This is a genomic window from Kribbella jiaozuonensis, assembly GCF_005233875.1.
In the GTDB taxonomy this organism is placed as follows: domain Bacteria; phylum Actinomycetota; class Actinomycetes; order Propionibacteriales; family Kribbellaceae; genus Kribbella; species Kribbella jiaozuonensis.
Map to the genome: position 1 here is coordinate 602,217 of NZ_SZPZ01000003.1, position 19,814 is coordinate 622,030.

General features: G+C 67.8%; 23 protein-coding genes. 7 read left to right on the forward strand and 16 right to left on the reverse strand.

The window, feature by feature from the left end; genetic code table 11:
* Nucleotides 1-8 precede the first annotated feature (8 nt).
* Nucleotides 9-392, forward strand: a complete 384-nt coding sequence (locus FDA38_RS22630; protein WP_233714861.1) for a hypothetical protein — start codon at nt 9-11, stop codon at nt 390-392.
* A gap of 98 nt (nt 393-490) precedes the next feature.
* Here FDA38_RS22630 and FDA38_RS22635 read toward each other — a convergent pair whose 3' ends face one another.
* Genes FDA38_RS22635 through FDA38_RS22650 form a run of 4 tightly spaced genes read right to left on the reverse strand, consistent with a single transcriptional unit; the run spans nt 491 to nt 3,073 of the window.
* Nucleotides 491-868 carry a VOC family protein gene (locus FDA38_RS22635; RefSeq protein WP_137256081.1) on the reverse strand — a complete coding sequence of 126 codons (378 nt, stop codon included), beginning with the start codon at nt 866-868 and terminating at the stop codon, nt 491-493.
* A gap of 9 nt (nt 869-877) precedes the next feature.
* The gene (locus tag FDA38_RS22640; protein WP_137256082.1) at nt 878-1,480 is read right to left on the reverse strand and encodes a class I SAM-dependent methyltransferase; all 603 of its coding nucleotides are present in this window, start codon (nt 1,478-1,480) and stop codon (nt 878-880) included.
* 33 nt (nt 1,481-1,513) lie between these two features.
* A complete protein-coding gene (locus tag FDA38_RS22645) occupies nt 1,514-2,362 on the reverse strand; it encodes a fumarylacetoacetate hydrolase family protein (protein WP_137256083.1) in 849 nt (282 codons plus the stop codon).
* 15 nt (nt 2,363-2,377) lie between these two features.
* Nucleotides 2,378-3,073, reverse strand: coding sequence for a GntR family transcriptional regulator (locus FDA38_RS22650; RefSeq protein ID WP_233714862.1), 696 nt, complete (start codon nt 3,071-3,073; stop codon nt 2,378-2,380).
* A gap of 140 nt (nt 3,074-3,213) precedes the next feature.
* On the opposite strand from FDA38_RS22650, the gene FDA38_RS22655 reads away from it, so the two are divergent.
* The 3 genes from FDA38_RS22655 to FDA38_RS22665 are packed head-to-tail and all read left to right on the forward strand — an operon-like array spanning nt 3,214 to nt 6,090.
* Nucleotides 3,214-4,302, forward strand: coding sequence for a mandelate racemase/muconate lactonizing enzyme family protein (locus FDA38_RS22655; RefSeq protein ID WP_137256084.1), 1,089 nt, complete (start codon nt 3,214-3,216; stop codon nt 4,300-4,302).
* 40 nt (nt 4,303-4,342) lie between these two features.
* Nucleotides 4,343-5,182 (forward strand): amidohydrolase family protein, encoded by an 840-nt coding sequence (locus FDA38_RS22660; RefSeq protein ID WP_137256085.1) that lies wholly within the window; start codon nt 4,343-4,345, stop codon nt 5,180-5,182.
* The gene (locus FDA38_RS22665; RefSeq protein WP_137256086.1) at nt 5,182-6,090 is read left to right on the forward strand and encodes a phosphotransferase family protein; all 909 of its coding nucleotides are present in this window, start codon (nt 5,182-5,184) and stop codon (nt 6,088-6,090) included. The genes FDA38_RS22660 and FDA38_RS22665 overlap by 1 nt, the downstream gene beginning before the upstream one ends.
* On the opposite strand, the gene FDA38_RS22670 is transcribed toward FDA38_RS22665, so the two are convergent.
* From FDA38_RS22670 to FDA38_RS22685, 4 genes are read right to left on the reverse strand one after another with little or no spacing between them, the layout of a single operon-like run.
* Nucleotides 6,083-7,174: a DNA polymerase IV gene (locus FDA38_RS22670; RefSeq protein WP_137256087.1), complete on the reverse strand. Its 1,092-nt coding sequence runs from the start codon at nt 7,172-7,174 to the stop codon at nt 6,083-6,085. The two genes, FDA38_RS22665 and FDA38_RS22670, sit on opposite strands and share 8 nt — an antisense overlap.
* A gap of 18 nt (nt 7,175-7,192) precedes the next feature.
* On the reverse strand, nt 7,193-8,035 hold the full coding sequence (locus tag FDA38_RS22675; protein ID WP_137256088.1) for an ABC transporter permease: 843 nt from the start codon (nt 8,033-8,035) through the stop codon (nt 7,193-7,195).
* Nucleotides 8,032-8,844 carry an ABC transporter permease gene (locus tag FDA38_RS22680; protein ID WP_137256089.1) on the reverse strand — a complete coding sequence of 271 codons (813 nt, stop codon included), beginning with the start codon at nt 8,842-8,844 and terminating at the stop codon, nt 8,032-8,034. Before FDA38_RS22680 ends, FDA38_RS22675 begins: the two co-directional genes overlap by 4 nt.
* On the reverse strand, nt 8,841-9,863 hold the full coding sequence (locus FDA38_RS22685) for an ABC transporter ATP-binding protein (RefSeq protein WP_137256090.1): 1,023 nt from the start codon (nt 9,861-9,863) through the stop codon (nt 8,841-8,843). The genes FDA38_RS22680 and FDA38_RS22685 overlap by 4 nt, the downstream gene beginning before the upstream one ends.
* Nucleotides 9,864-10,161: 298 nt before the next feature.
* Between FDA38_RS22685 and FDA38_RS22690 the strand changes: the two genes are divergently transcribed.
* Nucleotides 10,162-11,004, forward strand: a complete 843-nt coding sequence (locus FDA38_RS22690; protein WP_137256091.1) for an alpha/beta fold hydrolase — start codon at nt 10,162-10,164, stop codon at nt 11,002-11,004.
* Here the strand turns inward: FDA38_RS22690 and FDA38_RS22695 are convergent.
* Nucleotides 10,973-11,437 carry a GNAT family N-acetyltransferase gene (locus FDA38_RS22695; RefSeq protein WP_233714863.1) on the reverse strand — a complete coding sequence of 155 codons (465 nt, stop codon included), beginning with the start codon at nt 11,435-11,437 and terminating at the stop codon, nt 10,973-10,975. The genes FDA38_RS22690 and FDA38_RS22695 overlap by 32 nt on opposite strands.
* Before the next feature lie 31 nt (nt 11,438-11,468).
* Here FDA38_RS22695 and FDA38_RS22700 point away from each other — a divergent pair, with 31 nt between their 5' ends.
* Entirely contained in the window at nt 11,469-11,870 is a 402-nt protein-coding gene (locus FDA38_RS22700) for a PaaI family thioesterase (RefSeq protein ID WP_137256092.1), read from the forward strand.
* Here the strand turns inward: FDA38_RS22700 and FDA38_RS22705 are convergent.
* Nucleotides 11,867-12,145 carry a TFIIB-type zinc ribbon-containing protein gene (locus FDA38_RS22705; RefSeq protein WP_137256093.1) on the reverse strand — a complete coding sequence of 93 codons (279 nt, stop codon included), beginning with the start codon at nt 12,143-12,145 and terminating at the stop codon, nt 11,867-11,869. The genes FDA38_RS22700 and FDA38_RS22705 overlap by 4 nt on opposite strands.
* A 63-nt stretch (nt 12,146-12,208) precedes the next feature.
* A complete protein-coding gene (locus FDA38_RS22710) occupies nt 12,209-14,110 on the reverse strand; it encodes a penicillin-binding transpeptidase domain-containing protein (RefSeq protein WP_137256094.1) in 1,902 nt (633 codons plus the stop codon).
* Between the two features lie 228 nt (nt 14,111-14,338).
* Here FDA38_RS22710 and FDA38_RS22715 point away from each other — a divergent pair, with 228 nt between their 5' ends.
* On the forward strand, nt 14,339-14,668 hold the full coding sequence (locus tag FDA38_RS22715; protein ID WP_137256095.1) for an L-rhamnose mutarotase: 330 nt from the start codon (nt 14,339-14,341) through the stop codon (nt 14,666-14,668).
* Here FDA38_RS22715 and FDA38_RS22720 read toward each other — a convergent pair.
* From FDA38_RS22720 to FDA38_RS22740, 5 genes are all read right to left on the reverse strand, one after another.
* Nucleotides 14,665-15,360: a pirin family protein gene (locus FDA38_RS22720; RefSeq protein WP_137256096.1), complete on the reverse strand. Its 696-nt coding sequence runs from the start codon at nt 15,358-15,360 to the stop codon at nt 14,665-14,667. The genes FDA38_RS22715 and FDA38_RS22720 overlap by 4 nt on opposite strands.
* Before the next feature lie 5 nt (nt 15,361-15,365).
* Entirely contained in the window at nt 15,366-15,869 is a 504-nt protein-coding gene (locus FDA38_RS22725; protein ID WP_137256097.1) for a DinB family protein, read from the reverse strand.
* 95 nt (nt 15,870-15,964) lie between these two features.
* The gene (locus FDA38_RS22730) at nt 15,965-17,371 is read right to left on the reverse strand and encodes a S1C family serine protease (protein WP_137256098.1); all 1,407 of its coding nucleotides are present in this window, start codon (nt 17,369-17,371) and stop codon (nt 15,965-15,967) included.
* Between the two features lie 101 nt (nt 17,372-17,472).
* Nucleotides 17,473-19,068, reverse strand: a complete 1,596-nt coding sequence (locus FDA38_RS22735; protein ID WP_233714865.1) for a sensor histidine kinase — start codon at nt 19,066-19,068, stop codon at nt 17,473-17,475.
* A complete protein-coding gene (locus FDA38_RS22740) occupies nt 19,065-19,757 on the reverse strand; it encodes a response regulator transcription factor (protein WP_130442918.1) in 693 nt (230 codons plus the stop codon). Before FDA38_RS22740 ends, FDA38_RS22735 begins: the two co-directional genes overlap by 4 nt.
* Nucleotides 19,758-19,814: the final 57 nt, after the last annotated feature.

Consider the following 19,814-nt stretch of genomic DNA (forward strand, 5'->3'; position numbering starts at 1 on the left):
CGGACACCGTGACGTTGACCGAAGCGCGAAACTACCTCCGCTCGGAACTCCTGGCGGTTGCGGCAGTCGTCGTACCGGACCAGACCCCGACGGTCACCCAGGACGTCGGCCCAGCCGACCAGGGCGCCCTCTCCGACGACCGCGGCCGCGAATCCGTCTGCACGATCACCGTCGAAACCGGCGATCCCACCACCCCCGACCCGGTCGCCCAGATCGGCTTCACCGCCGAAACCCTCGAAGCCCGCGGCTGGAAGGTCACCGCCTCCGACGTAACCGACGACCACCACCAGCTGACCGCCCGCCGCCAGGGCTACGACCTCACCGTCGACGCCCACACAACCGACTGGCGCCTAACCTTCACCGGCCAAACCCCAAACGCCGACGACCTGTAGAAGCTGGTACGTCGGCGACTCGTAGAAGCTGGTACGTCGGCCCATCGCGTGCTCCCGCTCCTCGGCGCGCCTGCGTAGCGCGCGGGGGCGGACCGCCTTCAGCTCGTGGCGGCGCGTTCGGTGGCGCTGCGGAGGACGCAGAATTCGTTGGATTCGGGGTCGTGCATTACTACCCAGCCGGTGCCGTCGGGGTTGCGGAAGTCGGTGGCTATGGTGGCGCCGAGGGTGAGGAGGCGGGCGACTTCCTCGTCGCGGGGGATGTCGGGTTCGAGGTCGAGGTGGACTCGGTTCTTGACTGCCTTCTCGTCGTCGTTCTGTTCGAAGAGGAGCGTCATGGAGTCCGTCACCACCGCGGCATAGGGATCCCCGGGGTGGTCGTCGTCGGGGCGCGGGGCGTTGAGGACCTGCAGCCAGAAGCCGGCCAGCTCGTACGGGTTGTGGGTATCGAACGTCACGGATCGCACGCGAGATGTCATGCGCAGAGGCTACTTCTGGAACAGCAGTCGGTCGTCCGGAATTTCGGTCGCCAGGTACGGCGCGAAGCCGGCCGCGACCGCGAGCTCCGTCAGCGCGGGTGCGGTCCACCGATGCACGTAGATGTTCATCGGATGCCCGCCGTACCCGGACGTCTTATGAGTCGTCTCGGAGCCGACATGGAAACCCATCAACAGCACCCCGCCAGGAGCCAGCACGCGGTAGAACTCCGCGAAGGCAAGCGGTACGACGTCCCGCGGCAGGTGAATGATCGACCACCACGACACGACACCCGAGACCGACCCATCGGCGACATCCAGCGCGGTCATCGAGCCGACCCGGAAGTCCAGCTCCGGATAATCGCGCCGCGCGACCTCGATCATCCCGGGCGACAGATCGATCCCGGTCACCGGTAGACCGCGCTCAGCCAGCAGACCGGTTGTCCGCCCGGGCCCGCAGCCGACATCGAGCACGGCACGACCGCTGCCAGCGACGAGCTTCGCGAGCAGGTCGAAGGCGGCGTCCTCCCAGTCGGCGCCGTCCACCACGAGCTCGGCGTACGAGGTGGCGACGGTGTCGTAGGAGGTGCGGATGTCGGCCAGGAAGTCTGTCACCCGGCCGACCCTAGAGCCGGCCGGGGACAGTTTTCAGGCCTTGCCGAGAGCCTGCTTCTGCCGGCCCAGTCCCTCGATCTCCATCTCCATCGTGTCGCCGGGAGACAGGTACGGGAACCGCCCGGACAGCGCCACGCCCTCCGGCGTACCGGTGTTCACGATGTCGCCCGGGCTCAGCACCATGTACTGCGAGAGGTCGCGGATCAGCGCCGCTACCGAGAAGATCATGTCGCGCGTGTTCGAGTCCTGCCGCGGCTCACCGTTCACCCACGACTTCAGCACGAGGTTCGTCGGGTCCACCTCGTCGGCCGGGACGAGCGAGGGCCCGAGCGGGTTGAACGTCTCGCAGCACTTCCCCTTCGACCACTGGCCGCCGGACACCTCGATCTGGAAGGTCCGCTCCGACACGTCGTTCGAGACGGCGTACCCGGCGACGCAGGCCAGCGCCTCCTCGTCGGTCTCGACGTACCGCGCCTGCTTGCCGATCACGACGGCGAGCTCGACCTCCCAGTCGGTCTTGGTCGAGTTCCGCGGCACGAGTACGTCGTCGTTCGGGCCGACGACCGTGTTCGGGTGCTTGAAGAAGACGATCGGCTGCTTCGGGGGCTCGGCGCCGCCCTCGGCCGCGTGCGCCGCGTAGTTCATACCGATGCAGACCACCGCGCCCGGACGGGCGATCGGGGCGCCGATCCGGAGGCCGTCGACGGACGCGACCGGCAGCTCCCCGGCGTCCAGCGCTGCGCGGGTCCGCGCGATCCCGTCCGAGCCGAGGAACGCGGCGTCGATATCGGCGGTGATCGGGGTCAGGTCGTGGACGGTGCCGTCGGCGGCGCGCACGTACGGGCGCTCCTCGCCGATCGGACCGAGGCGGAGCAGTTCCACAGAATCTCCCTGGAGTCAGTCCTGGTCAAAGATGGGCCGCAGGCGGGCACGCGAGGCTTCGATATGCGACCGCATCGCCGCGGCCGCCTCCTCCGGGTTGCCCTTGCGGACCGCGGTCACCACTACCTTGTGCTCTCGCAACGCCTTCGTCGCGATGCCGCCACCGTAGTACAGCCGGAACAGGTGCAGGTGGCAGTGTGTCCGCTGGAAGGACAGCCGGGCCGTCTCGTTGCCGGCCAGCTCCAGGACCAGGTCGTGGAACCGCTGGTCGTGCGCCGCCATCGCCCGGTAGCTCTCGTACGACGGCCGATCCGGTACGTCGGTGTAGCTGAGCATCTCGGCCTTCAGCCGCGCCAGGTCCTCGGCCCCGGACCGCTCGGCCGCCCGTCCGGCCGCCCACGGCTCGATGTGCAGCCGGTACTCGAACAGGTCCTCGAACTCCTCGCGGGTCAGCCGGGACGACACCCGGTACCCGCGCAGCGGCTCCTTGATCACCAGGCCGTCGGACTCCAGCCGGGCCAGCGACTCCCGGATCGGGGTCTGGGAGATGCCCAGCTCGCGGGTCAGCGCGTCGATGTTCAGCCGGGTGCCCGGCTCGACCACGCTGTCCATGATCAGGCCCTTGACCGTCTCGTAGACGTCGTCGCTCAGCACCTGTCGCTGGGGCAGGCGGGCGAGCTGCCCTGCGAGTCCCACATGCGCATCCGTCACTGTCACTCCTCCCGGAACGCTCATTCTGCCCCACACTTGACGGCTCCAGTGTGAAGCGGGAGCATCAGGTACGCAATATCCTATAGGATCTGGAGCCGCCCCGTGAGGATCAGATTTCGTCGAACCGTCTCGAGCTGCCGGTGAGCACGATCACCAAGGCCGAGGCGTACCTGGTCGATCTCGAGGTCGAGACCGTCCGCACCGACGCCGTACAGGCCTTTCTGAAGCAGGAGACGATCTTCGTCTCCTTGTCGACAACGGACGGGCTGACCGGTGTCGGGTACTCGTACACGATCGGCACGGGCGGCACCGCAGTACTGGCGTTGTTGCGGGATCATCTGCTGCCCAGGCTGGTCGGCAAGGACGCGCGGAACGTCGAAGAGCTCTGGTCGGACCTGTTCTGGTCCACTCACGCCACCACAGTCGGTGCGATCACGTCACTCGCCCTGGCGGCCGTGGACACCGCACTGTGGGACCTGCGGTGTCTACGGGCCAGTGAGCCGCTATGGCGACTGGCCGGTGGCTATCGGCAACAGGTGCCGCTGTACGACACCGAGGGCGGTTGGTTGCACCTGACAACCGATGAGCTGGTCGCGGGCGCGCTGGCCTCGCAGAAGGCCGGCTGGCCCGGTGTGAAGCTCAAGGTCGGCAAACCGCGGGTACATGAGGACGTGGAGCGACTGCGCGCAGTACGGGATGCTGTGGGGCCGGCGATGGACATCATGGTCGACGCGAACCAGTCCATGACGTACGCCGAGGCCAAGCGCCGGGCCGCTGCGTTTGAACCGGTCGACCTGACGTGGTTCGAGGAGCCGCTGCCGGCCGACGACGTCACCGGGCATGTGCGGCTGGCCGAGTCGACGTCGATCCCGATCGCGGTGGGGGAGTCGCTGTACTCCGTCTCGCAGTTCCGGGAGTACGTCGCGGCAGGTGGTGCAGGGATCGTGCAGGTGGACGTGGCGCGGATCGGCGGGATCACTCCGTGGCTGAAGGTTGCGCATCTGGCCGAGACGTTCAACCTGGAGGTCTGTCCGCACTTCCTGATGGAGCTGCACGTCAGCCTGACCGCTGCGGTACCGAACGGGCGATACGTCGAGCACATCCCGCAGCTGCGGGCGATCACGCGGTCGGAGATGGCTGTGTTCGAGGGGCATGCGGTGGCGCCCGACGTACCCGGTCTGGGCATCGACTGGGACCAGGACGCGATCGATGATCGGCGTGTCGGATGATGAACCGACACGTCATCCGGGCCGAGGGGACAACCGCAGCATGAGTCGAGTCGATGCGCATCACCACGTCTGGGATCTGAGCGTTCGTCAGCAGACGTGGATGGTCGGGCCGGAGCTGGATCCGATCCGGCGGAACTTCTCGATCGAGGACCTCGCGCCGCTCGCCGCCGCGGCCGACATCACGTCGACCGTGCTGGTCCAGACGGTCGGGCTGGTCGAGGAGACCGTCGAGTTCCTGGAGATTGCCGCTGGCAACGATCTCGTGGCCGGTGTCGTGGGTTGGGTCGACCTCACCGCCGACGATATCGCCGAGGCGCTCGACGGGCTGCGGTCCCGCCCGGACGGCGCCTATTTGAAGGCGATCCGCCACCAGGTCCACGACGAGCCCGACGACAACTGGCTCCTGCGCCCCGACGTACAGCGGGGCCTGACCGCCATCGCCGACGCTGGCCTCGCGTACGACCTCCTCACCAAAACCCCACACCTCCCCGCCGCGATCCAAACGGCCCGCAACCTCCCCCAACTCACCTTCGTCGTCGACCACATCTCCAAGCCCGTCATCGGCGAACCGCTCGAGCCCTGGGCAACTCAGCTCCGCGAACTGGCCGCTCTCCCGAACGTCACCTGCAAACTCTCCGGCATGGTCACCGAGGCCCCCTGGACCACCTGGAAACCCACCGACCTCCAGCCGTACGCCGACGTAGTCCTGGAAGCCTTCACCCCCGCCCGAGTCATGTTCGGCTCCGACTGGCCCGTCTGCCTCCTGGCCGCCACCTACAACCAGGTAGTAGAAACCGCCGAAACCCTGACCTCCAGCCTCACCCCCGCCGAACACGACGCAATCTTCACCACGACCGCCACCCGCACCTACAATCTGTAATGGACCTTGAGGCGATCTGCCGACGGGCGCTGGGCGCGGAGCTGACGCAGGCGGTTGAGCTCGGATACGGGTCGTACAACAGTGTCTACCGGGTCGAGCTGGCCGGGCGGGACGACCCGGTGATTGTCCGGGTGGCGCCGGCGGAGGACGAGCAGTTCGGCTCCGAGCGCCACCTGATGCGGAACGAGTACGCCGCTGTCCCGTGGCTGGGCGTGATCGCGGAGTTGATGCCTCGGGTGCTGGCCGTCGACTGGTCGCACGACATCGTCGACCGGGACTGGATGATCCAGACGTGCCTCCCGGGGGTGCCGGCGCCGGACGGGTTGGGGCGGTACCCGCGGTCGGGGCGTACGACGTTCTTCCGGCAGCTCGGCGCGATCGCGCGCTCGGTGCACGACGTACGCGGACCGTACTTCGGTCGACCGGCTGGGCCTGCTCATACGTCCTGGAGTGAGGTAGTGATCGCCTCGTTCACGCAGATCGCGGAGGACCTGGAGCGGGTGGGGCTCGATGCCGCGGACGTGCGGAGAGCGGCGGCGATGGCTGCGGAGGGCCCGCTGGATGAGGTGCGGGAGCCGCGGCTGCTTGCGGGGGATCTGTGGACCGTCAACTGCATGCTGGACGCTGAGGCGCCGGAGCCGTTGATCTCAGGGGTGCTGGACTTCGATCGGGCCGAGTTCGGGGATCCGGCAGCGGACTGGACGATCCGGATGGCGCAGGCGAAGGCCGACGAGCGGGAAGCGTTCTGGGAGTCGTACGGCGAGTTGGACCGCTCACCGGAGGCCTTGTGGCGCGCCCGGATCTACGAAGCCCGTCATCTCGCGGCGATCCGCCTGGAGCGGCATCGCCTCGGCAAGGTCGAAGCCGTCCGGGAGAGCTACGAAGCGATGGCGAAACTTCTCAGTTAGCAGCTGCGGGAGGGACGAACTCGACGCGGACGCCGATTAGGCGGATCGGGCGGCGGATCTCGAACTTCTGCAGTAGCTCGAGGGCTGTGGTGGCGATGACTTCGGGGTCCTGGGTCGGGGACTTGAGTTTGCGGCTCTTGATCGGGGTGTAGAAGCTGATGAAGCGGAGTTTGACCCAGACGCGTTGGATGGTGCGGCCGTCGGCGACCACCTCGCGGGTGACCTCTTCGGCGATGCGGCGGACCTCGCGTTGGATGTCGGGGAGTTCGACCAGGTCTGTCTGGAAGGTTTCCTCGTGGCTGCGGGAGACCGGTTCGCGGGGTACGTCGGTGACCTGCGTGTCGCCGAGTCCGCGGCCCAGGGCGGCGTACCAGGCGCCCATGTTGGGGCCGAAGCGTTTCTTCAGTACGTCGACATCGGCGGCGGCGAGGTCGGCGACCGTGGTGATGCCGAGTTCGTTGAGGTTCTTCTCCATCCGGCTGCCGATGCCCCAGAGGTCGCGGATCGGGCGATGGTCCATCACCTCACGCCAGTTCGTGGCCGTCAGGCGGTAGACACCGGCAGCTGCGTCGGCAAGCAAAGCGCCCTCGAACGGCACAGCGTGCGAGCGCTCGTGCTTCGCGAAGCCGGTGGCGAGTTTGGCGCGGGTCTTGTTGTCGCCGATGCCGATCGAGCAGGTCAAGCCGGTCCGCTCGGCCACAGCGGCGCGCAGCTCACCGGCCAACGCCTCCGGATCGTCGGTCTCGGCGCCGACGATGCACTCGTCCCAGCCCCAGACCTCGACCACGACCGGGAACGAGCGCAGCGTGTCCATCACCTCGGCCGACGCCGCGTCGTACGCCGCCGGGTCCGACGGCAGCAACACCGCCTGCGGACACTTCTTGTGCGCCGCCCGCACCGGCATGCCGGAATGTACGCCGAACTCGCGCGCCTCGTACGACGCGGTGGCGACCACCTGCCGTGGTTTGGTCGGATCACCGGACCCGCCGACCACGACAGGCAGCCCCCGCAGCTCAGGCCGCCGCCGGATCTCCACGGCCGCGATGAACTGATCCATGTCCACGTGCAGGACCCACCAGCTCATACCGCACAGATAACCACATCAGCTCGACGCACTGGAGTACGTCAGCAGTCCGCGCCGCCAGACCAACCGAACTAGTGTCATTGCCACTACCGCCAGCCCGAGCCCGAGCGCGACCGGCCCCCAGCCCAGATCGCCGTCCAGCGCCCGCACCGGGAACGTCGTCGCGAACGCCACCGGGAACGCGAACGTCAGGAACGTCCGGACCGCGACCGGGAAGAACACCAACGGGTACCGCCCGGCCTCCACCATGCTCAGGAAGACGACCCCGATCGGGTTCACCGACTGCAACCAGAACGCCAGGAACGACATCGCCGACCACACCGCCGTCAGCAACACCAACCCGCAGCCGGCCAGTACGACGGCCTGCACCACCTGCCCGAAACCGGGACGCAGATCCGACTGCACCAGCCCGATCACGAGTACGACGATGCCGCTGGCAACGTTCGTCAGCTCGGCGACGTTGATCCACCGCAGCGTCAAATAGAACTGGCTCGACACCGGCCGGAGCAGAACCCCGTCCAGCTCGCCCTCGGTCAGGTACGTCGTCATCCGGTTCAGGTTCGGCGCCACGAACGTCGCAATCAGGCCGGTGATGATCTGAAACACCCCGACCAGCGCGATCACCTCGGCCCGCGACCACCCGTGCACCTCGGACGTGAACCCGAACAGCAGCAAGGTCGGCACGATCCCCAACCCCAACTGCACAAGGCCCACCAGCAGAGTCGTCAGGAAATGCGCGCGGTAATGCGTCTCGCGAACCACCGCCTGAGCGAAGAACCGCCGCCACAGCCGGACATGCCGCCACTGCATCTGCAACCAGTTCCGGTCGAGCGAGCGCCGCTCCTCGGCATAGGTCTTCACGCTCCCACCGCCGAGTACGCCCTGATCCCCGCCGCCCACACGAGTCGAGCGGCAGCGCCGAGTACGACGACGTACCCGAGCTGGATCCCCAGCCCGGCAAGCAACTCGCGGCCGGTCAGCTGGCCGGCGACGATCTCGACCGGGAACGACACCGTGTACCGGAACGGCTGGTGATCCACGAAGCCGCGCGACCACGCAGGCATAAGCGCCAGCGGTACGACGGCGCCCGACAGCACGCTCGCGATGATCACGCGCGCCTGCACGAGCGCGCCCACGTCATCCATCCAGAACGCCAGCGCCGCGATCAGGATGTCGATCGTGAACACCAGCACCGCGCCGAGCACGATGCTGACCGCGAACAACGCCCACCGCCCGACGCCGGCCGGGATGTTCATCGAGTCGCGGAAGATCCACCAGACGATGCCGATCATCGGCACCAGCGCGAACAGCTTCAGGAACTTCTCGGACAGGTTGTTCGCGACGAATCCGACCAGCAACGACGCCGGCCGCACCATCCAGCTGGACAGCTTGCCCAGCCGGATGTCGTTCGCCAGGAACGCTGCCATCCACGACGACGTCGCCATCGTGACGAACCCGAGCAGCACGAAGTACGTCGTGATGTATCGCTCGTCGACGGGGAGCTGGGCGCCGTTCGCGAGCGCGGTCCGCCAGATCAGCAGCGAGATGATCGGCATGCAGATGTTGGCCAGCATGAAGATGATCCACGCCCCGCGGTACACGGACTGCTGTGCGATCTCGGCCGCGGTCATCCGCCGTACGACGCGAAGGTTGCGCGCGACTGTGTTCATGACGCGTCCCCCAGCGTGCTCCGGCGGAGGAACAGGTCGCGCATGATGTCCTCGACATCCGCGTCTGCGACGTCGAGATCCACCAGCGGGCCGAGCCGGGTGAGCTGTTCCATCACGAAGCCCGCCCGCTCCCGATCCGCTTCGAGCTTCACCGTCTGACCGTCCACCTCGACAGCGGTCACGCCGTCCAGCCCGGTGAGCCGGTCGCCATCGACAGGTGTCGCGTACGTCGCCCGCACCAGCTTGCGCGGTTGCGCCGTACGGACCAGATCCTCCAGACCGCCGTCGAACTGCAGCCGGCCGTGGTCGATGATCATCACCCGCGAGCAGAGCGCCTCGATGTCGTCCATGTCGTGGCTGGTGATCAGGATCGTCGTACCGCGCACCCGGTTGACGTCGGCGAGGAACGACCGGACGCGGGCCTTCGCGACGACGTCGAGACCGATCGTCGGCTCGTCGAGGAACAGGATCTCCGGGCCGTGGACCAGCGCGGCCATCAACTCGAGCTTCATCCGCTCACCGAGCGAGGTCTTGCGGACCTGGACGTTCAGCAGATGCTCGACCTCGAGCAGCTCCGCGAGCTCGGCGACGTTGTGATCGAATTCCGCTGTGGACAAGCCGTACATGTCCTTGTGCAGCAGGAGACTCTCCATCGCCGGCACGTCCCACCAGAGCATGGTCTTCTGCCCCATGACGAGCGAGATCCGGCGCAGGTAGTCGTGCTTGCGATCGGACGGCGTGTGGCCGAGCACCTCCAGCTCACCGGAGGTCGTGTACAGCAGGCCGGACAGCATCTTCAGCGTGGTCGTCTTACCCGCGCCGTTCGGGCCGAGCAGGCCGACGACCTCGCCGCGGCCGATGTCGAAGGTGACCCGGTCGACGGCGAGCCGGGTCTGGTACTTGCGTTTCACCAGGCTTTTCAGCGCCCCGCCGAGTCCGGCTTGCTGCTGGTGGAACGTGTAGGTCTTGGTCAGATCATGTGCCGCGATAACAGGCGGCTGGGCGTGCACAGGCGTCACGAAAGGAACACCGCTTTCGAAAGAGTCGATGACTACGGACCGGGTAGCGCCACCGCGCAAACGCGCAGAGCGCAGGACGCACTTCGCCGACATGAATTCGGCCGGGGGACCCCGAGGTCCGTCCCGGCTACGCGACCCGATCCGATCGCGGAGTTCGCTAACCCATAGTCAGGCGAGGTGACGACATCGCTCCCTGTGGTCCTTTCGATGCGGCTACCGCGACCACGGTAGAGCGAGCCGGAAAGCGCCGTCCACCGGATATCTATCCGCTACGAGATTCATATAATATGCTTTCCGTATGAATGAGATCGAGCTGTCTACCGGAGTCCTTCAGTACGTCGACAGCGGCGACGGGCCGGTCGTCGTACTGCTGCACGGGCTGCTGATGGACGCGTCGCTCTGGGACGGCGTGATCGCTGACCTGCGTTCCGACCATCGATGTATCGCGCCGACGCTTCCGTTCGGAGCGCATCGGCGGCGGATGAACGACGGCGCCGATCTGTCGCTGCGCGGGATCGCCGACCTGGTGCTCGAGTTCCTCGACCGGCTCGACCTGCAGGACGTCGTACTCGTCGGGAACGACACCGGTGGCGCGGTGGCGCAGCTGGTGCTCGGAGCTGAGCCCAAGCGTGTCGCGAAGGCTGTGCTGGCGTCGTGTGAGGCGTTCGACAACCTGCCGCCCGGTCTGACGGGACGAGTGCTCGCGTTGTCCGGACAGTTGTCGCCGCGGTTGTTCGGAGCGTTCATGCAGCAGCTGCGGCTGAAGGCGGTACGCCGGTCGCCGCTCGCCTTCGGGACGTTGACTAAGCGCGGCGACGCGACCACGGCGCAATGGATCCGGCCGCTGCTCGAGCAACCCGAGCTACGTGCGGAAACCGTGCGGATGCTCCGCGCCGTCTTCGCGGACCGAGATCTGTTGACCGAAGCCGCGGCCGACTTGCGCCGCTTCGATCGACCGGCGCTCGTCGTCTGGGCGGCGGACGACCGGGTGATGCCGACAGAGCACGGCCGGCGCCTCGCCGAACTGTTGCCACAGGCAAATTTCTTCGAGGTTGCCGACAGCTACACGCTCATTCCGCTGGACCAGCCGGGCGAGTTCGCCGGTCTGATCAGAGCTCTTTGCGCATCTGCTGGGAGATGACTTCATAGCCGAGCGAGTCGTACAGGCCGATCGCGGTCTTGTTGTCGCCGAAGACGTTCAGGTCGAGCTGCTTGTGGCCGAGACGGCGGCACTCGTCTTCGCCGGCGAGCATGATGGCGCGGCCGTACCCCTTGCCGCGCTGGTTGCTGTCGACCTCGATGCCGTAGATGAACGGAACCCGTGCGCGCGTGCTGATCCACAGGTTGCCGACCGGCTCGTCGCCGGCGAACGCGGTCCAGATCAGCTGGTGCTCGGTGGCCGGCCCATCCGGCAGCAGCCTCTTGGTCTCGTCGTACGCGAACTTCAGTGCCTCGTCCTCGGCCAGCCCGCGGGCCGGACCGATCCCGGCCGCGAACGAGGTGGCGGCGCGGTCCATCCAGGACGGGTACTCGGATTCGGTGATCGGGCGGAGCAGCACCGCAGGCGTGGTCACGCCCTGACGATAGCCCGGCTATCGTGCGCGGGTGACGGAATTGACGCTCGAAGTGGCTCAGAAGCTGTTGGCGGCACAGCCGTTCAGCCTGTTGGTCGGCGCGCGGGTGACCGCGTTCGGGGACGGCGGCGCGACGCTGGAGCTTGATATCCGTACGGAACTCCAGCAGCAGAACGGTTTCCTGCACGGAGGCGTTCTCGCGGACAACGCGATCACGTTCGCCGGCGGATCGGCGCTCGGCCCGGACGTGCTGACCGGCGGGTTCACGATCAGTTACCTGCGCCCGGCCCAAGGCGCGATCCTCCGGGCCGGGGCGAAGGTCGCCCACGCGGGCAGGCGTCAGGCGACGTGCACCTGCGAACTCACCACGATCGACGACGCCGGTACGCCGACCCTGTGCGCGATCGCCCAGGGCACGGTCATCACCCGCTAGTCGAAGAGCTCTTCGAGGAACGACTTCTTCTTCTTGCGTGAGTGCTGATTCCCGTACGTGCGGTCGTCGTAACGCCTCTTCTCCTCGTACCGCTTCTCTTCGTAGCGGGGCTGCGGTGACGGGGAGTTGTACTGCAGCTCGGCGTCCACCAGCCGCTCCAGCTCACCGCGATCGAGGAAGATCCCGCGGCACTCTCCGCACTGGTCGACGGTGACGCTGTTGCGCTCGTACGAACGCATCTGGCCACGACACTTGGGACACGTCAAGCTCTCCATCCAGCAACCCTAAGTGACGAAATCCGCCCACAGGCCTACTCTCAGCGAACTCTCAGCAAGTCCTCATTTGAAGCTGGACAGGAACGTCTTCAGGATCGGCCCGGCGGTGTGCGAGCCGGACTCGCCGCCCTCGACGATGACCGCGAACGCGACGTCGCCGCGATAGCCGGCCATCCAGGCGTTGGTGATCACCTTGCCGCCGGAGACGAGCTCGGCCGTACCGGTCTTCGCCGCGACCGCGCCGTTGCCGGCCAGCACCTTCGCCGTACCGCCGGTGACCGTGGTCCGCATGAACGTCCGCAGCGCCGCAACAGTTGCCGGAGGCAACGGAGAGGCGGCCGCGCCGGCGGCGTCCTTACCCGGTACCAGCACCGGCTTCATCGCCGTACCGTGGTCGACCGTGGCAGCGACCAGCGAGATCGCCAGCGGGCTCGCGGTGACCGTGCCCTGGCCGATCATCGACGCGGCCTCAGCCACGTCGTCCTTCGGCAGCGGTACCTGACCACCGTACGCGTTGATCGACAGGTTCAGGTCGCGCCCGATGCCGAACATCGCCGCGGCCTTGGTCATCCCGTCCTTCGGCAGCCGCGCGTGCTGCGAGATGAACGCGGTGTTGCAGGACTCGTTGAACGCCTTCTGCATCGTGCCCGCGCCGTACGCCGCGAGACCGTCGTAGTTCTTGAAGGTCTTGCCGAACACGTTGATCGTGTTCGTGCACGGCAGCGCGGTCGCGCCGGTCTCGCCGCTGCCGATCAACGCGGCCGAGGTGACGATCTTGAACGTCGAACCCGGCGCGTACTGGCCCTGGAACGCGCGGTTGTAGCTCGCCACCGTCGGACCGTTCGCCGCGGCGAGGATCTGCCCGGTCGATGCCTGTACGGCGACCAGCGACGCCGGCAGCTTGCTCGTCGCCAGCGCGGCCTCGGCCGACTTCTGCATCGCGGTGTCGAGCGTGGTCTTCACCGGCTTGCCGGCAGTGCCCTTCTGGCTGAAGACGGTCTTGATCGTCAGCTTGGTCTTGCCGTCCCGCAGCGTGACGGTGCCGCCCGGAGTACCGGCGAGCTGCTGCTGGAACGCGTACTGCAGACCCGTAGTACCGACCTGGTCCTGCGCGGACGCGGTCGGCCCGGCGTTCTTCAGGGTGTCCGCGGTCGCGGTCTTCATCGTGCCGATCAGGTTCTTGGCGAACGTTGCGGTCGGCGGCAGCGACTGCGTGCCGCCCATCGTCAGTACGCCCGGCAGCTTGCCCATCGTCGGCCGCAGCGCTTCCCACTGCTCGGCGCGGATCGTGATCGCATCCACGAACTGCCCGGCCGGGGCCGCCTTCGCGCGGGCCGCGAGCTTCGTCCCGTCGACCTGCAGGTACTTCGTGAACGCGGCGTACGTCGCCGGCGTCGCCACCGCGCCGGATGCGACGCCGACGATCACGACCGGCCGGTTCGCGGTCAGCGCGACACCGTTGCGGTCAAGGATCGAGGCACGCGCGGGCAGGGCACGGACACGCTTGAGGTAGTTGGTGTCGCCGAGGCCGGGGTAGATGGTGTCGCCGGAGGCCTTGATCTTCCACGCGTCCGCGGTCTTCACCGCCGTCGCCGTACTCGTCCACTTCATGGCGCCGATGCCGCGCAGCTGCGCCTCGACCGCCAGCTCCTGGGTGCAGTTGTTGGCGTCGCTGCACTTCGGGTCGCCCTGCGGGGTGACCGTCACGGTGCTGGCGACCAGCGCGGTGTCGGTGTCGTCGAGCCGCTTCGCGAACACAGTCGGGTTGTCGGTGAGCGCTCCGGCAGCGTCCGGCTTGCCGTCCGGCGCCCACGCCTTCACCCATGCGTCGGCGAACTGCTTGATGACAGCGCCGGAGGCCTTCTGCTCGTCGTTCCCGGACTTGCCGCCGCCGGATTTGCTGTCGGAACAACCGGCCGTGATCAGCAGACTACTCAGACAGACGATCGCAGTGGTTCGCTTCACTTTCCCAACTCTCGCACGACGACGGGTGGACACCGGGCACAGTCTTCGGCGTGTGGCATCTCGCCACGAGGGCGAAACTACTCAATCCACGCAAGTACGACGCGGCCGACCGCTCAGGAGTTGGCGTCAGAGTGAGCGTGAATCAGGGGCAAGACGTTGCGCGAATGGGCCCGGACGATTCTGGAACCGCGTTCCAGCCTTGGCACACGCGGCGTATTCTGCTCCTTTGTGACCCGCCTAGCGCTGCACAGCCGCCTGATTCCCGGTACCGAAGAGGCCTACGAGATCGAGCACGCTCGCGTCTGGCCGGAGCTGATCGCCTCGATGCACGCCGCCGGCATCAGCGACTGGTCGATCTGGCGCAGCGGCCGCGACCTGTTCCACCTGGTCGACGCCGACGATTTCGAGGCATCGGTCGAGTACCTCCGCACCGACCCGACCGACCAACGCTGGCAGCAACACATGAGCCAGTTCGTCGAAGGCTTCGCGCAGAACCCGGAAGGCGTGGCCGGCCAGTCCCTCCGCCACGTGTGGACCATGAGCGAGCAGACCGACTAGTACATCTCCCAGACGAGCACCTCGGCGCCGCCCGGCCCGGCGGTGAGACGCCCGCCCGAGTCGGCCTGCCGTACGGCATCTCCGGTCCCCAGCTCGCCGGCCCCCTCGAGCTCCGCCGTCCCCGTCGCCACGAACAGATGCAGGTACGGCGCTGCCGGCAACTCGACTGCCTGCGCCGGGGTCAGCCGCGCGACCGACATCCCGGCCTGAGGCTGGTTGAGGCGGATCGCCGTACTCGAGGCGTGTTTGGCCAGCCCCGACGCGACCGGGGTCAGCTCCCCCGTCGTCAGATCCAGCTCCGCCTGCTCGTACGACGGGGGCAGATCGAATGCGTCCGGCCGTACCCACATCTGTACGTAGTGGACCGGTTCGCCGCCGTCGTTCCACTCCGAGTGCTGGATCCCCGAGCCCGCACTCATCCGCTGCGCCAGCCCCGGGTAGACGATCCCGCTGTTCCCCTGCGAATCCCGGTGCGCCAGCGCGCCCCGCAGTACCCAAGTCACGATCTCCAGGTCCTGATGCGGATGCGTCTCGAACCCGGTGCCTGGGGCAACTGTCTCGTCGTTGTGCGCGACGAGGAATCCGAACCCGACGTTCGCCGGGTCGTAATGCGGCCCGAACGAGAACGAATGCCACGAGTCCAGCCATTCGCTGACCGTCCGGAACCGCTCGTCCGCCCGCCGGATCTCCATGGGGTCTAGTAATACCCCGTCTCGCCGTCGAGCAGTTCGCGCATGGTGTCGAGCTGCCCGACGTGCCGCGCCGTCTCCTCGACCATGTGAATCAGGATCCACCGCAGCGACGGCTGGAACCTGGAGTCCTTGGCGACGTCGTCCAGCGCGTGGGCGGCGGTGATCTCGTTCGAGTCGGCCCACTGCGTGTCGAACTCGTCCAGCAGCCGCGCGAGCGGTACGCCGTCCGCCCGCCAGTCGGCGCTCTCCGGCTCCTTCTGGAAGCCCGGGTTGTCGCCCGGCTCGTCCAGGAACACGGCGTGGAACCAGAGGTGCTCGTTCCACCGCAGGTGCGACACCAGCCCGGCCGGCGTCATCAGCGGCGACGTCGGGAACACGGACCGATGCTCGTCCTCGGGCTTGAGGCCTTCCAGCTTCCGGCGTACCAGCACCCGCTGCAGGTCGAGCCAACCGATCAGCTGCGTGCGGTCGTCGGCAGTCAGAGGCGGTCGTGCCGCGTAGAGATTCATGCGAGGACCGTAACCAACGCTGTGTTCACCGCGAGAACGAGAGGGACTGCGCCGCTCGGTGGGCGGCGCAGTCCCGGTTCTGGTACGACGGCTGGTCAGCCGGTGGGGTTCCCGTTGTCGGAGCCGAGGGTTGCCTTGATCGGTTGCTGCTTGCCGGCGCGGGTGACGGTCAGGGTGACCTGATCGCCCGGGCGGTGCGAACGGACTGCGGCGACCAACGCGTCCCCTGACGCGATCGCCTTGCCGTCAACAGCGGTCACCACATCACCTGACTGGAGACCGGCTTTGTCCGCCGCACCGCCGGACGTGACCTCGCCCAGGCGTGCTCCGTTCGTGAGCCCGTCGGAGGACTGCGCGTCGCCGACCGTCACACCGAGCCGCGCATGCGTGGCCTTGCCCTTGGCCACCAGCTCGTCGATGATCGGCTTGGCCTGGTCGATCGGGATAGCGAACCCCAGGCCGATGTTGCCGCCTTCGGATTGTCCCGATCCGCCGGCGGTTTTGATCGCGCTGTTGATACCGACCACCTGGCCGGCGAGGTCGATCAGGGCGCCGCCGGAGTTACCCGGGTTGATCGCGGCGTCCGTCTGGATTGCTGGGAAGACTGTCGTGCTGTCCTGCTGCTCGTCACCCGATGTCACCGGGCGGTTCAGCGCCGAGACGATACCGCTGGTCACGGTCGCCTCCAGGCCGAACGGCGAACCGATCGCGACCACGCCCTGCCCGACCGCGAGCTTGCCGCTCGACCCCAGCGTGGCCGGGGTCAGGTCGGTCGCGTTGGCGTGGATGACGGCGAGGTCGGTGAGCGGGTCGGTGCCCTTGACCGTGGCGTTGACCGTGCGGCCGTCGTTCAGCATCACGGTGATCGTGGCGCCTTGACCGGCACCCGCGACCACGTGGTTGTTGGTGACGATCAGGCCGTCCTTGCTGATCACGATGCCGGACCCGGTCGCCGCGCCCTGCGACGTCGCGACCGCGATCTTCACCACGCTCGGCAGCACCTTGGCCGCGGCGCTCTGCACCGAGCCGTCCGGCGCGGCCGCGGGTGCGGCCTGGTTGCCGTTCAGCGGTGCGGTCACGGACGGGCTGTTCGTGGTGTGGTCGTTGGAGGCCGAGTAGACGGCCGCCCCGCCGACACCGCCGGCCAGACCGACCAGCAGCGCAGTCAGCGCCACCGCGGCCAGACCGGCCCGCTTCTTAGGCTTCTCCGCCGTTGCCGTGGCCGGCTGCGGTCCGAAGGGCCAGTTCGGGCCCGGAGACGTCCCCTGATGCGTCCCCGGCGCGCCGAACTGCGGGTAGGTACTCCCACCTGAGGGGTACTGTCCCGGCCGCTGCCCCTGCGGCCCCGATTCCGGCCTCTGCTGTCCCGGCTGACCACCCTGCGGCGCGAACTGCTGTTGCTGATGCTGCCCGTACATCGGCAACTGCTGCGTCCGCTCCGGCCCCTGCGGACCTTGCGGGTTCTGGCCGGGCTGGTTCTGCGGCGGCTGGTTCTCGGTCATGGCAATTACTGTCTCCGCCGCACCTGAGAGGGCCCTGAAGATCCGCTCGGAGTGACCGAAGAACTCCATGAAGATCCTCTGAAGGACCTGTCAGGAAGTCTTCAGCGGGTCTGCGTGGCGGCGTGCGGGAGCCACAGGGTGAACTGGGCGCCGGCGCCGGGGACGTTTCGGGCGTAGATCATGCCGCCGTGTTGTTCGGCTGCGTGTTTGACGATGGCCAGGCCCAGGCCGGAGCCGGGGCGGCTGCGGGCCTCGCTGGAGCGGTAGAAGCGCTCGAAGACGTGGGGCAGGTCTGCCTCGGCTATGCCGGGGCCGGAGTCCGTGACTGTGAGTACGCCGTCCAGCAGTCGGACTGTCACGTGTCCGATCGGCTGGCCGTCGCTGCGCTGCTCCGCGTCCTCTGGGGTGCTGTACTTCGCCGCGTTGTCGAGCAGGTTGGTGACGGCACGGCCTAGTAGGCGCTCGTCGCCCCAGACCGGGAACGGAGTGATCTGCACGTCCCACTCCAGTCCGGGTGCGCGGCGGCGTACCTTCATCACCGCGTCCTCGACGACGTTGGAGAGCTCGATCAGCTCAGCGTTGCGTACCTGGGGTGTGTCGCGGGCCAGCTCGGTCAGGTCACCGATGAGGGTGGTCAGCTCGTCCATCTGGGCGCGTACGTCGTCGAGCAGCTGCTGACGGTCTTCAGGGCGGAGTCCGCCGCGTTTGTCGGCTTGGGCGAGCAGGTCGAGGTTGGTGCGGACGCTGGTGAGGGGTGTGCGCAGCTCGTGGCCGGCGTCACCGACAAGGCGACGCTGCCGGTCGCGCGACTGTGCGAGGGCGCCGAGCATGGCGTTGAACGCCATGGCTAGTCGGGAGATCTCGTCCGTGCCGCCTACTGGGATCGGCTTCAGGTCCTCGGTCCGGGCGACGTGTTCCGCCGCACCGGTCAACCGAGCCAACGGGCGGAGACCGGAGCGCGCGACGGCGTTGCCAGCCAGCGCGGCGCCGATCACGCCGATGAGCCCGAACGCCCACAGCACCACGCCGAGGTTGTGGAGGGTCTCGTCGATCGACCCCAGAGACTGTGCCACGACCAGCGCCCCAGGCTGGAGATAGGTCTGTGGATCCTCGGAGCAGTCGCGGCTCAACCCAGCGGGGCAGTAGCGAGCGGGCACGGCGATCACCCGGAAGTGTGAGCCGCCGTTCCGCACGCCGACCGTGCGCAGGCTGGCCTCGTTGCCCTGGTCCCGGGCGACCTGCAGCTCGTCGTCGCCCATCGGGGGCAGGAGGCTGCTGCGCGCGCCGAACTGTTGCCCCTCCGCGCTGATCACGCCGACGCGGATGTCGCTTAGGCCGAGCGCGTCCGACGGCACGGTCTGCAGGACGGTGAGGTCGGTCAGCACGCCCTTCTGTGCTGCCTGGACCGCGCGCTGGGTGAGGCTGTTGTCGAGGTTTTGGTACATCTGTTGGCGCACGGTGATGTACGCCGCGACGCTCACGATCGCGACCGCCAGCCCGACCGCGACCGCGGCCAGCAGCGTCACACGCGCGTGCAGGCTGAGCTTGTGGAGGGTTTCGTTCCACCAGCTCTGGGTGCGGGCGGCAGTCGCCGCCACGCGGTTTCCGTTGCTCTTGGCAACAGGTTGTGCGGGTTGTTGCGGCCGCTGCGGTCGTCCGGCGTACGACGGGAAGTCGTCGGGGTGTTGCTGGCTCACGGTGGGGTGTCCCTCAGCACGTACCCGATGCCGCGGACGGTGTGGATCAGGCGGGGCAGGCCGTTGACCTCGGTCTTGCGGCGCAGGTAGCCGATGTAGACCTCGAGCGAGTTCGCCGTGGTCGGGAAGTCGTAGCCCCAGACCGCGTCCAGGATCACCGCGCGCTCCAGCACGCGGCGCGGGTTGCGGATCAGCAGCTCGAGCAGCGAGAACTCGGTCCGGGTGAGCTGCATCGCGACGTCACCCCGGTGCACCTCGTGCGCGTCGACGTCGACCACGAGGTCGGCGTACTGCAGGACTTCGCCGCGCTGGCCGCCCTCGCCGGGCGTCGTGCTGCGTCGCAGCAGTGCGCGCAGCCGGGCCAGCAGCTCCTCGAGCGCGAACGGTTTGGTCAGGTAGTCGTCGCCGCCGGCGTCCAGGCCGTCGACCCGGTCCGCGACCGCGTCCCGCGCGGTCAGCACCAGGATCGGCACATTGTTGCCCGCGGCCCGCAAGGCCTTGGTGGTCTCCAGGCCGTCCAGCCGCGGCATCATCACGTCCATCACCACGACGTCCGGCTCGACGTTGCCGATCACCGCGAGCGCCTCCGCGCCGTCGGACGCGGTCACCACCTCGAAGTCGTTGAACTCCAGCGAACGGCGCAGCGAGTCCCGGACCGCCCGGTCGTCGTCCACCACCAGTACCCGCATCGTCTTGCCCCGCTCCGCTCGAAGTTCCGCTCAGCCGAGAGTAGGTCGCTTCTTTGA